Annotated in this window: 9 protein-coding genes; 4 read left to right on the forward strand and 5 right to left on the reverse strand. The window is 76.6% G+C overall.

Translation table 11 applies throughout. The annotated features are described in order from the left end of the window. Positions 1-136: 136 nt before the first annotated feature. The 4 genes from LG395_RS20105 to LG395_RS20120 all read right to left on the reverse strand — a co-directional run bounded on the left by LG395_RS20105 (position 137) and on the right by LG395_RS20120 (position 4,307). On the reverse strand, positions 137-997 hold the full coding sequence (locus LG395_RS20105; RefSeq protein ID WP_225810724.1) for an EamA family transporter: 861 nt from the start codon (positions 995-997) through the stop codon (positions 137-139). Positions 998-1,204: 207 nt separating this feature from the next. Next, positions 1,205-2,185 (reverse strand): GlxA family transcriptional regulator, encoded by a 981-nt coding sequence (locus tag LG395_RS20110; protein WP_225810814.1) that lies wholly within the window; start codon positions 2,183-2,185, stop codon positions 1,205-1,207. 23 nt (positions 2,186-2,208) lie between these two features. Further along, on the reverse strand, positions 2,209-2,853 hold the full coding sequence (locus LG395_RS20115) for an HD domain-containing protein (protein ID WP_171159151.1): 645 nt from the start codon (positions 2,851-2,853) through the stop codon (positions 2,209-2,211). A gap of 224 nt (positions 2,854-3,077) precedes the next feature. After that, entirely contained in the window at positions 3,078-4,307 is a 1,230-nt protein-coding gene (locus tag LG395_RS20120) for a glycoside hydrolase family 88 protein (RefSeq protein WP_225810725.1), read from the reverse strand. 844 nt (positions 4,308-5,151) lie between these two features. On the opposite strand from LG395_RS20120, the gene LG395_RS20125 reads away from it, so the two are divergent. Continuing rightward, the gene (locus LG395_RS20125) at positions 5,152-5,790 is read left to right on the forward strand and encodes a hypothetical protein (protein WP_308071279.1); all 639 of its coding nucleotides are present in this window, start codon (positions 5,152-5,154) and stop codon (positions 5,788-5,790) included. Positions 5,791-5,983: 193 nt separating this feature from the next. Here LG395_RS20125 and LG395_RS20130 read toward each other — a convergent pair whose 3' ends face one another. Continuing rightward, positions 5,984-6,871, reverse strand: coding sequence for an NAD(P)-dependent oxidoreductase (locus LG395_RS20130; RefSeq protein WP_171159149.1), 888 nt, complete (start codon positions 6,869-6,871; stop codon positions 5,984-5,986). A gap of 626 nt (positions 6,872-7,497) precedes the next feature. On the opposite strand from LG395_RS20130, the gene LG395_RS20135 reads away from it, so the two are divergent. From LG395_RS20135 to LG395_RS20145, 3 genes are all read left to right on the forward strand, one after another. Then, complete coding sequence (locus LG395_RS20135; RefSeq protein WP_225810727.1) at positions 7,498-10,347, forward strand: AfsR/SARP family transcriptional regulator; 2,850 nt, start codon at positions 7,498-7,500, stop codon at positions 10,345-10,347. 67 nt (positions 10,348-10,414) lie between these two features. Next, a complete protein-coding gene (gene cpt, locus LG395_RS20140; protein ID WP_225810728.1) occupies positions 10,415-10,948 on the forward strand; it encodes a chloramphenicol phosphotransferase CPT in 534 nt (177 codons plus the stop codon). Positions 10,949-10,959: 11 nt separating this feature from the next. Further along, positions 10,960-12,843: an AfsR/SARP family transcriptional regulator gene (locus LG395_RS20145; protein ID WP_263982805.1), complete on the forward strand. Its 1,884-nt coding sequence runs from the start codon at positions 10,960-10,962 to the stop codon at positions 12,841-12,843. Positions 12,844-12,982 lie beyond the last annotated feature (139 nt).

Consider the following 12,982-nt stretch of genomic DNA (forward strand, 5'->3'; position numbering starts at 1 on the left):
GGCGCCGATGACGCGGGACACCCCTACGGCCCCCAGGGCCCCCCACGGCGACTAAGGGGTCCCGCGGGACGCGCGGCCCGGCGACCGGCGGGTCCGCCGGGCCGGTCCCCCGTGGCGGGGCTGTCCGCCCCGGTGCTCAGCGCAGGGCGATGAGCGAGACGGCGGCGGTCGCGCACACCAGTCCGACGGTCTGCCGGCGGGTGAGCCGCTCGTGCAGGAAGGCCAGTGCCAGCAGCACCGGGACGGCCGGGTAGAGCGCGGACAGCACGGTGGCCACGGCCATCAGCTGGTGCCGCGTCGCGGCGAGGTAGAGGAGGATGGCCATGGTCCCGACCGCACCGCCCGCGCCGGCCACCGCCGTGAGCCTGCCGGGCAGCGTCACCGGGGACCGGTACAGGGCGAGCACCGCGGCGATCACCGCCACGGACGCGACCCGGCTGACGACGACGGGCCACAGGCCGCCGTCGGCCCCCACCTGTGCCATCGCCACGAACTGCACCCCGAAGCCGGCACTCGCGGCCAGCGCGGCAGGCACGCCGGCGGTCACCGGCCCGGCGGGCCCGGCGCCGTGCCGGCCCGTGCCCGGTCCCCCGGCCTGGGCGACGAGCCACAGCGCCGGTACGGCGACGGCGATCCCGGCCCAGGCGACGGCGGCCGGCCGTTCCCCGAGGAGGGCCACGCCCGCCAGGACGGGAAGGGCGACGGCCCCCACGTCGCTGACCGGGACGACGACGCTCATCTGTCCCTGCCCCATCGCCCGGTACAGGAACGCGGTCCCGACGCCCGTGCCGATGCCCGACAGGGCCCCGAACCAGTAGTCGCCGGCCGCCCCGCCGCCGGAGGAGGACGCGAACGCCGCCGCCACCGCGACCGCGGTCCCGGCGAGCTGTGCGTGGAGGGCCACGGTGATGCCGTCGCTCCGGCGCGCGACCAGGCCGTTCACGAAGTGGGTGACACCGAAGCAGAGCGCGGAGGCCAGCGCGAGCGCCTCACCCACGGGCGCCCCCCACCGGCGACGGCGGCAGGGGTTCCCGGGGTGGCGGGACGTCGGTGCGCAAGGCCATACGACGGCCGTACCCGCGATCCGGGGGATGATGACAACGCGCCCCGCCCCGGCCGGCGTTCGAGGCGGCAGGCGCCGTCCGGGCGGCCCGGCGCCGGCGGGACGCCCACCGGCACCGGTGTCCCGTCAGGGTTCCACGGCTCATCCGGGGACGGTCGTACGGGCACGGCTCCCGCCGGGCGCGGTCGTGCGGAAGCGGGCCCGGTAGACCGTCGGTGAGATGCCCAGCGTGTTCTGGAAGGCCCGCCGCATGGCCTCCGCCGAGCCGAAGCCGGCCCGTGCCGCGACGGTGTCGACGGGCTCGTCGCCCGCCTCCAGGAGGGCCTGGGCCGCTTCGAGCCGGACCGACTCGGCGTAGCGCCCGACCGTCATCCCGGTGTGGGCCCGGAAGAGCCGGCTCAGGTGCCGTACGCTGACGCCCGCCCGGCGTGCCAGGGCGGTCAGGTCCCGGTCCGCGCCCGGGTCCGCGCCGACGGCGTCCATGACCCGCCGGACGGCGGGGTGCGTGGACTCGCGCAGGGTCAGGCGCGCGCTGAACTGGGACTGACCGCCCGGGCGCGCCATGAACACGACCAGCTCTCGCGCGACCTCGCGGGCCACTCCGGGGCCGTGGTCCTCCTCGACCAGGGCCAGGGCGAGGTCGATGCCCGCGGTCACCCCGGCCGAGGTGACGACGTCGCCGTCCCGGACGAACAGGGCGTCCGTCTCCACGGTGACCCCGGGATAGGCGAGCGCCAGTTCCCGGGCCAGTCGCCAGTGCGTGGCGGCCCGCCGCCCCTCGAGCAACCCGGCCTCGGCGAGCATGAAGGCGCCCGCGCACACCGAGGCCACGCGCCGCGCCCGCCCGGCCAGTGCCGCCGTCCCGGCCACCAGCGCCGGGTCGGCGACGGCCGCGCGCCAGTCCCTCCGGCCCGGCACCACGAGCGTTCCCAGCCGCGCCGGCAGCTCCTCCCAGCCGCCGCCGGTGTCCAGGCGTACCCGGGCGGAGGTGGTCACGGGCCCGGCGGCGGCGGACACGATCCGCACGTCGTACCGGGCTCCGTAGACGTTCGCGGTCGTGAAGACCTCCGCGGGTCCCGCCACGTCCAGCAGCTGGACACCGGGGAAGGCCAGCACGGCCACGACGTGCCGCGGGTGTGCGGCGCTCACTCCGGCCACGGCGACTCGAGGATCGTCCGCACGAAGTCCCCCCGCTCGAACCCCGGCACGTAGTGCTCCAGGACGTCGGCCTTGACGTTGCCGAACGTGGTCTCGGGCTTGTCACGGATGCCCTCGGTGAACGCGTCGAGGATCCGCCGCTTGAAGTCGGGGCGGGGGTGCAGTGCGACGACGGCCGCGCGGTCGGCGGGGGCGATGTCGTCGTATCCGATGCCCAGCACGTCGTACTCCACACCGGCGGTCACCAGCGCCACCTCGGGCTCCATGAACTCGGGGACGCCGGGTGTGGTGTGCAGGGCGATCGCCGTCCACACGCGGCGGATGCTGTCCTCGGGCACGTCGTGGTCCCGCAGGAACCGGCGGGCCTCGTCCGCCCCGTCGACCTCGAAGCGCCGGCCGCTGCCGTGGAAGCGCGTGCCGAGGCCGAGATCGTGGAACATGGCGCCGATGTACAGCAGTTCCGGGTCGAAGCCGATGTCACGCCGGCGGCCCTGCAGGGCGCCGAACAGGTAGACGCGGCGCGAGTGGTGGTAGATCAGGTCGCTCGTCTCGTCCCGCACCAGCTGGGTCGCCTCCCGGGCGAGCTTGGTGTCGGGCACGGTGACTCCGCCGGCCACGGACTCGTCAGCCATCTTTGCACCTCGTGTTTGCCAGTCGTTCGCGCCCAGGGCGCCGTGACCTCAGTGTCGTCCGGCGGGGCCGGGCGGCACCATGTCCATGGGGACAGGCAACCCACGGATATGGACATCCGTGGCCGGGGGCACCGGGGCGGCTGCCGAGCCGCCGCCGGCGGGGGTGCCGGCGGCGTCCCGGAGATCCCCCGGCAGGGCGGTTCACAGGTCGCAGCGTCGCCGGCTCACGCCGGTTGCGACAGGTCGATCGCCCGGTCGACGGCGTCGGGCCGCAGCACGCGCAGGATGCCTTCGAGGAAGTAGTAGTCCGCGTAGGGAAGGGAGACCTCGATGCCGTCCTCGGCCGGCCGGTTGCGGGTGCAGCGGGCCACGACCGCGTCGGCGCGGGCCGAGTTCCTCGTCAGGCAGGTGTCGGCGAGCGCGGTGAGCAGCCGCAGCGCCACCTCCCGGTAGGTGTGCCTGCCGGTGGCCGCGTGCAGGTCGAGCAGGCCGCACGCCATGATGGCGCCGGCGGAGGCGTCCTTGACGTCGTGCGGCTGCTGCGGCGCGCGGTAGTCCCACACCGGCACATGGTCCGGGGTCAGCGCCGCGATGGCGAAGTCGGCGAGCCGGCGCGCGGTGTCCCGGAACTCCGTGTGCCCGGTCCGCCGGTACATCGTGGTGAAACCGTAGATGCCCCAGGCCTGTCCGCGCGACCAGCAGGAGGCGGGGCTGTAGCCCTGGACCGTGTTCGGGCCGAGGGGGGCGCCGGTGTCCGGGTCGAAGTCGAACACGTGCGGGGTGGATCCGTCGGGCCGGGGGAAGACGCGCTGCGCGGTCCTCGCGTGCTCGACGGCGATGTCCAGGTAGGTGTCGTCGCCGGTCTGCCGGCTCGCGAACGCCAGCAGATCGAGGTTCATCATCGTGTCCATGATGACGCGGCCCGCGTTGGCGGGGTCCGTCAGCGCGCCCCAGGCCCGGATGAACTTCCCGCGCGGGTTGTACCGCCGGATCAGGGAGCCGGCCGCCCGGACCGCGCCCGTCCGCCACTCGTCGTCGCCGGTCAGGCGCCAGGCGGTGACCCAGGACGGGTAGAAGAGGAACCCCAGGTCGTGGGTGCCCGTGTCGTACTGGCGGGGGGCGAGGCCGCGCGCCGACTCCACCGCCCATGCGCGGAAGGCGTCGTCCTCGCTGTACAGCCAGGCCATCCACAGTGTTCCGGGCCAGAAGCCGCCGACCCAGTCCCCGTCGCGCGAGTACGTCCACTTCTCGAACCTGGTCCCGACCGGGAAGCCCGTCACCCCGGGGGCGACGGTACGCAGCTTCCGCACGGCGTAGTCCGCCGCCGCGCCGAGTGTCCGCGGAACCGCTCCTGACGGCTGCCGGTCCGGCGCCGCCGCGGCCGGTACCGCGGAGGCCCCTGCGGCCGCCGCGCCGGCCGCCGTGGCCAGCAACGCACGCCGGGAAACGCTCATGCTCGCCCTCCAACTCCACTGTGCACGCAAGAAGTTGACCGAGCCTTGCACACCGGACTCGACGGTGTACACCTATGTGTGCGCAGTTCATCAGTGTGAACAGGAAGTGTGAACAGGGAACGGAGTCGGTGGTGCGCGGGACGCGGTCAGTGGTGCGGGGCGTCGCAGTGGTGCCGGAGCCAGACGTAGTCGACCGGCTGGGCTGTGTTCCGGTTCGCGGCCGGTCCGGGGGCGACCGGACGGAACCCGGCGCCCAGGTAGCACCGGAGCGCGCGGTCGGTGCCGGGGGTGCACCCGCATGTGGACATCCGTGAACCCGGCCCGGACGGCGCGGGCGGGCAGGCCCTGGACGAGCACGCGGCCAGCCCAGCCTCGTCCCGGGGGCCCCGGGCGCCACGATGATCCGCGCCAGTTCGGCCTCGTCCTCCTCGGCGTCCCGCCAGACCTCGCCGCAGCCGAGCACCCTCCGCCCGTCCACGAGCACATGGGCGTCGAGTGCCGTGTGCACGGGAGCGCGGGGAGCCAGATCCATGGGTGCCGGCCCTGAGCGACCGGCCGGGACCCGGGGCGCGGGTCCGGACGGGCCGCCCGGGACCGTCGGCACCGAAGGGCACCGGTCCGGACACCTGTTCCACCGGCCACGACACCGCTCGCGGGCGAGTATGCTGGCGCGCCCGGTAGCGGCCGGGAGCGGGGTTGCCGGTCGGCCGCTGCCGCCGTCACCCACGGTGAAAACGGGTCGACCCACCCGTATCATCCAGGTGTCGCACCGTCAGGAGCGGAGGAACTGATGCCGGAAAGCGCCGGGCCCGTCACCGAATTGACCTCACAGTACGTCAGTCAGGTGACCAACGACCTCGAACACAACCTCAAGGAGCAGGAACGTATCACGGCTGAAATCGCCGTGCTCCAGGAGCAGTTGACCACCCTTCAGCACGACCACGCCATCCTGCTGAACATGCGGCAGGCACTCGGCCTCGCCGCGCCTGGCGGGCGGGCGGTCGTACCCGCCCCGCGCGAGAAGAGCGGCGGCACGCGCCCCGCCGACGACAAGAAGCCCGCGGCGAGGAAAGCGGCGGCCACGAAGACGACGACCACGAAGACGACGGCCACGAAGACGGCGGCCAGGAAGACAGTGGCCAAGAAGACGGCGCCGAGGAAGGCGGCGGTGAAGAAGGCGTCCGCCGGGAAGCCCGCGGCCACGAACACGGCCCCCTCCGAGCAAGCTCAGCCCACCCTGGTCGAACTCGTCCGCCGGCACCTGTCGGAGCAGACGGAGCCCCGTTCCGCCGCGGAGATCAGCGAGGCCCTGGGCAAGGCGTACCCCGGCCGGGGGATCCAGGCGAAGGTCGTGCGCACCACGCTGGAGAACCTCGTGGCGAGGAACGGCGCGCAGCGCACCAAGCAGGGCACGTCCGTCTTCTACGTCGTGCCGGGCGAAGCGGCGCGGGAGACGACGGAGGGCGCCGAGACGGGCGCGTGACCGCCCGGCACGCCGTGTGCCCGGCGACGGCCGAGGGAGTCCACGCGGAGATCCGCGCCTCGGCCGGCCTCCACGGCCGGGACCGCCGGTTGCCGGACGCAGACCCCGGTCGCCGCCCTTCAGCGGGCGCCCGCCACGCCGGCGCTCGACCTCGCCGGGGACACCGGTGCGCCACCGGCACCCGGGGAGGCCGTCACCGGTCGGCGGAGTCGAAGCTGGCGAAGTAGGCCGCGACCATGTCCTCGTCGGCGTGGCCCTGCCGGGCGGCACGCTCCATGCGCTCGGCGCTCGCGGCGGCCACGTCTAGGCGCACCCCGCTCTCCTCGCCCGCCTGGACGATGAGCCGGGCGTCCTTGGCCGCGGTCGCCACCGCGAACTGGGCCGGGGTCAGCCGGTCTTCGAGGATGAGTTCCGACTTGGCGCGCAGGTACCCCATGTCCAGCGGGCCGCCCTCGATCGCGTCGAAGAAGTTCCGCGGGTCCACGTCGAGCCCCCGGGCCAGGGCCAGTACCTCACCGGCCGCCGCGGTGATCGCGAGGACCCAGCTGTTGGCGACGAGTTTCAGACGGCTCGCCGTACCGGCCGCGCCGTCCTCGCCGGTCCACACGGTGCGGGACCCGACCGCGTCGAACACCGGGGCCACCGTCGCGCGGTGCTCGCCCGGCCCCGCGGCGAGGACGAGGAGCTGGCCGGCCTCCGCGGGCTGGCGGGTGCCCAGCACCGGCGCGTCGAAGAAGACGAGGCCGTGTTCGCGGGCGAAGGCGGCCAGGTCGCGTACGGCCGCGACACCGGCGGTGGTGGACTGCACCCACGCGGTGCCGGAACGCAGCGCGGGGGCCGCCTCGCGCATGACGTCGAGGGTGGCCGGGCCGTCGTAGAGCATGGTCAGGACGACGTCGGCGCCCTCGACGGCCTCGGCGGGCGTGCCGGCGACGTGCACGCCGTCGGCGGCGAGCGGTTCGGCTTTGGCGCGGGTACGGTTCCAGGCTTGGACGGTGTGTCCGGCCCGCACGAGGTTGCGGGCCATCGCGGCACCCATGATGCCGGTGCCCAGGACACTCACGGTGAGCTTGTCGGTCATGACGTCGACTCCCAGGTGGATGTGCGGCTTCGGCGGCGCGGACCGGCCCGTCCGGCCACGCCCGGCGGCCGTCAGGCACCGGGGTCGGCGTCTGCCGGGCCGGTTCGGCGGCGGTCCGGCCGGTCCGCGTCTCCGGGTGAGGATACGGACCCCGGCCGCAAGGGAGATCTTCCACCAGCCAGGCGCGCGGCACGCCGAGGCGCTCCCCCGGCGTGCCGTCCTGCCGGCCGGTCCAGGGCAGCCGGCCCGGCACGTGTCCGGCCGGTGCCCGCGGCTGCCGTGCGGTGGGGCACCCACCCCGTCCGCCCACCGGCCCGGTGCCGTCGCCGCCGGCCGGTCCGTCCTGTCCCGCGGCAACGGCCCGGGCAGCTCCCGCGCGACCCGCAGCCAACCCCGGGACCGCCGGCTCGCCCTGCTCCACGGACCGAAGGAGCCCCGCTGGAACCCGTGTTCCTCGTCCCGCGCCCCGGAGCAAAGAACGACCGCGGTGCGGGCCGGGTCCGAAAGACCCCGCGGCGTGCCGCACGGGACCGCCGGCGCGCCACTGTCCCGAGGGCCGCCGTTCCTGGCCGGTTTTCCCCGGACACGTACAGTCGAGGGCCCGAGGAGTGAGCGGAGGGGGCGGGATGCCACAGGGGGTGCCGGTGCGGTTCGCGGTGCTGGGGCCGGTGCGGGTCTGGCGGGGGGCCGAGGAGCTGGACGCCGGCGGGCCGCAGGCGCGGGCGCTGCTGGCCCTGCTGCTGCTCCGGGCCGGTCAGCCCGTCCCCGTGCCCGAGATCGTCGACGTGCTGTGGGGACCGGGCCCGCCGCCCACCGCCGTCAACGTGGTGCGCCGGCACGTCGGCTCGCTGCGGCGGCTGCTGGAACCGGGACTGCCTCCGCGGACGCCGGGGAACCGGCTGGTGCGCGGCGCGGGCGGCTACCGGCTGCTCACCGACGGGGACGACGTGGACCTCGTACGGTTCCGGGGGCTGCGGCAGGAGGCCCGGCGGGCCGTCGCCGAAGGCGCGGCCGGCCGGGCCGTGGAACTGCTCGAACGGGCGCTGTCGCTGTGGGCCGGTCCCGTCGCCTCCGGAGTCGCCCCGGACGTGCGCGAACGGCTGGGGGCGGAGGGACCGGAGCGCGAGCGGCTCGCCGTACTGCGGGAGGCGGCCGACGCGGCCTCGCACGCGGGCGTGCCCGGTGCGGTACTGGCCCGGCTGCGGGAGGCCACCGCCGCGCACCCGCTGGACGAGTCCCTGCTGGCCCGGCTGGTCCTGGCCCTCGCGGCCACCGGCCGGCGGGCCGAGGCGCTCGCTGCCTCCCGGGACGCCCGCCGCCGTCTCGCCGAGGAGCTGGGCATCGACCCCGGGCCCGAACTGCAGGAGGCCCACCGGACGGCGCTGGGCGCGGCGGGGGACGGGGACCCGGCGGAGCCGCCGCCCGCGGCAGCCGTCGCCGCGCGTCCCGTCGTACCCGCCCAACTGCCGCACGACCTGGCCGCGTTCACCGGCCGGCACGCCGAACTGGCCGAGCTGCTGGACCCGTTCGCCGCCGGGGAGGCCGTCGGGACGGTGCTGATCTCGGCGCTCGGCGGGATGGCCGGGGTGGGCAAGACCACGCTGGCGGTCCACTGGGCCCACCGCGTCGCCGACCGCTACCCGGACGGGCAGCTCTACGTCGACCTGCGCGGCTTCGCCCCCTCGGGCACGCCCACCGACCCCGGTGAGGCCGTCCGCGGCTTCCTGCACGCGCTCGGGGTGCCGCCCGAGCACGTCCCGCAGGGTCTGCCCGCGCAGGCCGCGCTGTACCGCAGTGTGCTGGCGGGGCGCCGGGTGCTCGTGCTGCTGGACAACGCCCGGGACGCCGAGCAGGTACGGCCGCTGCTGCCCGGCACGCCCGGCTGCCTCGCCATCGTCACCAGCCGGGACGACCTGACCGGGCTGGTGGCGGCGCACGGCGCCCGCTCGCTGACCCTGCGGCCGTTCGACGCCGGCCAGGCGCGGGACTTCCTGGCCGGACGGCTGGGCGCCGGCCGGATCGCCGCCGAGCCGCGGGCGGTGGACGCGATCATCGCCCGGTGTGCCGGGCTGCCCCTCGCCCTGGCCTGCGTGGCCGCCCGGGCCGCCCTGCGCCCGGACTTCCCGCTGAGGGCCGTGGCCGCCGAACTGCGCGACGCCACGGGCACCCTCGACGGGTTCACCCGGCCCGGCACCCCGGTGGACGTCGCCACCGTCTTCTCCTGGTCCCTGCGGGCCGTGTCGTCCGCCGCCGCCCGGCTGTTCCGGCTGCTCGCCCTGCACCCCGGCCCGGACGTGTCGGCCCCCGCCGCCGCCGCGCTCGCCGCACTGCCGCGGTCCCGGGCGCGTTCGCTGCTCGGCGAACTCGCGGCCGTCCACCTCGTCACCGAACCGGCGCCCGGGCGCTACGGCCTGCACGACCTGCTCCGCGCCCACGCCGGCGACCTCCTCGCCGAGCACCACAGCGAGGCCGAGCGGGAGGAGGCCCGCGACCGGCTGTTCCGGCACTACGCGGAGCGGGCCCACGCCGCCGGCGCGTTGCTCGACCCCAGCGGGGACGCCCCGGCGCCGCCGGCCGCGCCGCCGGAGGCGGGGGCCGTGCCGTTCGCCGACGACAGCGCGGCCCTGGCCTGGCTCACCGCCGAGCACCCGGCGCTGCCGGCCGTCGTCCGGGCGGCGGCCACCACCGGCCACGACCGGTACGCGTGCCTGCTGGCCTGGGCCCTGGAGCCGTACTTCGAGCGGCGCGGCCACTGGCACGAAGGACTGGCCGCCCAGCGCACCGCGCTCGACGCCGCGCTGCGGCTCGCCGACCCCGTCCTGGAGGCGCGCGCGCTGCGCGGGCTCGGCCGGGCGGAGGGCAGGCTGGGTCTGTCCGACGGGAGCCGGGCCCATCTCCGGCGGGCGCTCACGCTGTTCACCCTCGCCGCGGACACCGTCGGCCGGGCGGGCACCCACCGCAGTCTGGGCTGGGCGTGCGAGCAGGACGGCGACCTGGCGGGGGCCCTGCGGCACAACCAGCTCGCGCTGGAGCTGTACCGTACCGCCGGGTCCCGGCCCGCGCAGGCCAGCGTCCTCAACTCCGTGGGCTGGTACCACGCGCTGCGCGGCGAGTACCGGCCGGCCCTCGCGCGCTGCTTCGAGGCCCTGGCCCTGCTCCAGGACCTGGGCGACCGGTACGGCCAGGCGGCGACCTGGGACAGCATCGCCTACGCCTACCACTGCCTCGGCCGGCACCCGCACGCCCTGCTCGGCTACCGCAACGCGCTCACGCTGTACCGGGCGCTCGGGGCGCCGTACCCGGAGGCCGACACGCTGATCCGCATGGGCGACACCCACCTGGCCACCGGCGACCGGGAGGGTGCGCGGGCCGCCTGGGAGCAGGCCCTCGCCCTGCTCACCCGGCTCGGTCATGCGGACGCGGAACGGGTCCGGGCACGGCTCGCGGGGCGGCAGGAGCGGTCCGGTGCGGGATGACGCCGCCCGGGGTCCGGGGCGCGGAACGGGTTGGCCGACCGGCCGGACCGCTCCGTAGGGTGGCACGGTGACGACTCAGGTGATCCTTCTCAACGGTGGTTCCAGCGCGGGGAAGTCCGGGATCGGGCGGTGCCTGCAGGCCGTCCTGCCCGACCCCTGGCTGGTGTTCGGCATCGACTCGCTGGTCGACGCGCTGCCCCCGGGGCTCCAGGGGGACGACGCGGGCATCGAGTTCGCCGAGGACGGCGGGGTGCGGGTCGGTGCGGGTTTCCGGGCGCTGGAGGCGGCCTGGATGGAGGGTGTCGCGGCGACGGCACGCGCCGGCGCCAGGGTCGTCGTGGACGACGTCTTCCTCGGCGGAGCGGCCTCCCAGCAGCGGTGGCGCGCGGCCCTCGCCGGACTGGACGTGCTGTGGGTGGGGGTGCGGTGCGACGCCGAGGTCGCCGCGGCCCGGGAGATCGCCCGGGGAGACAGGCCCCGTGGCATGGCGGCGGCCCAGGCCGACGTCGTCCACGACGGGGTGTCGTACGACCTCGAGGTGGACACCACCCGCACCGAGTCCCTGACGTGCGCGCGGACCATCGCGGCCCGCGTCCGCTGACCGGCGGCGGGATGGTGCGCCTGCCCGACGGGCCCGGTGACGAGACACGGTCCGGGACGCTGCGGTTCGAGGTGCTCGGCCCGCTGCGGGTGCTGCGCGCGGGAGGCGAGCTGGACCTCGGGTATCCGCAGGCACGGACCCTGCTCGGCGTGCTCATGGTGTGGCCGGGCCGGCCCGTGCGGATCGGCACGATCGTCGACGTGCTCTGGCCGGGCCGGCCGCCCGTCAGCGCGCGCAACGCGGTACGGCGCCACGTCGGCACGCTCCGCAGGCTGCTGGAGCCCGGGCTGCCGCCGCGTTCACCCGGGCGGCGCCTGCTGGGCCGTACCGGCGGCTACCTGCTGGAGGCGGCGGCCGACGAGGCGGACCTGCTGCGCTTCCGCGCCTTCGCCCGGCGGGGCATGCGGGCCGCCGCCACCGCGCGCCCCGAGCAGGCGGTACGGCACTTCACCTCGGCCCTGCGGCTGTGGCGCGGCCCGGTGGCGGCCGACCTGCCGGGGCCGGTGCGCGGGCATCCGCACTTCGCGGCCGTGGACCGGGAGGTCCTCCGCACGGCGCGGATGGCGGCGGACGCGGCGCTGCTGTGCGGGCGCGCGGACCAGGTGCTGCCGAGCCTGCGCCGGGCCGCCGCCCTGAACCCGCTCGACGAGCCGCTGCTGGCCCGCCTGATCCTGTCGCTGGCGGCGTGCGGCCTGCAGGCGGACGCGCTCGCCGCCTACGAGGACGCGCGCCGCGGCCTCGCCGCACAGCTGGGTGTCGCGCCCGGCGCCGAACTGGCCGCGGCGCACGCCCGGGTCCTGCGCCAGCAGATACGCCCCGCCCCGCACCGGCTCCCCGCCGGCCCGCCGTCCCCCGCCCGGCCCTTCGTCCCCCCGGCCCAACTCCCGCCGGACCTCGCCGTCTTCACCGGCCGCAAGCGAGAACTGGCCCTGCTGGACACTCTGCTGGGCGGAAAGCCCGTGGGCGCGCCGCCGGGGCCCCGGGTCGACGGGACGGCCACGCGGGAAAGACCGGACACCCTGCCCGGCGCGGGCGCGGTGCCCGGCGCGGACGCGGTGCCCGGGGCGCCGGGCGCTCCGGCCGCGCCGGCCCCGTCGACCGGTGCCCACCCTGTGTCGGCCGTGCTGATCACCGGTCCGGCCGGTGTCGGCAAGACCGCGCTGGCGGTCCACTGGGCGCACCGGGTCGCCGCCCGTTTTCCGGACGGCCGGCTCCACCTGGAGCTGGGCGGATCGGCCCCCGGCCAGGCCGCGTCGGAGCCGGCCGAGGCACTGCGCCTGCTGCTCGCGGCCCTCGGTGTGCCCGCGCGGAGCATGCACGCGGGCGTGACCGCCCTCGCCGCGCAGTACCGCGGTGTGCTGGCGGGGCGCCGCCTGCTGGTCCTGCTGGACGACGCCGCCTGCCTCGGACAGATCCGTCCGCTGCTGCCGGAGGTGCCGGGCTGTCTGACGGTGGTCACGTGCCGGGGCGGCCCGACCGGACCGAGCGCGGTGGCCGAAGCCGACGGGGCCACTGGGCGGAACGGGTCGGAAGAAGTCACGGGGGCCACCGGACCGACCGCACCCGCCGTGGCCGTCGTGCCCGCCGCGACCGCCGTGAGCGCCCCTGCCGGGCCCGCAGGCAGCCTCGGGCCGACCGCGCCTCTGGAGCGGGGCGCCGAAGGCCTCCCCACGCTCCGTCTGGGGCTGCCCGGCGAAGAAGATGCCCGTGAGCTGCTCGCCCGGCGGATCGGCGCGGCGCGGCTGGCCGCCGAGCCGGAGGCCGTGACGGCGATCCTTCGCCGGTGCGGCCGGCTGCCCTCCGCCCTGGCCCTCGTCGCCGCGCGCGCGGCGACCCGCCGGGATTTCCCCCTGGCCGCCCTGGCCGCCGACCTCACCGAAGACGCGGGGCCATGAAGGGGCAGGGCCGAACACGCGCCGGCCCGCCCCGCCCCCACCGAAGGCCGCGCGAGGGCGAGGCGCACGCCGACGAGCGACTTCGTGACGACGATCCTTCGCCGGTGCGGCCGGCTGCCCTCCGCCCTGGCCCTCGTCG

The sequence above is a fragment of the Streptomyces spinosus genome (assembly GCF_020400655.1).
In the GTDB taxonomy this organism is placed as follows: Bacteria; Actinomycetota; Actinomycetes; order Streptomycetales; family Streptomycetaceae; genus Streptomyces; species Streptomyces argyrophylli.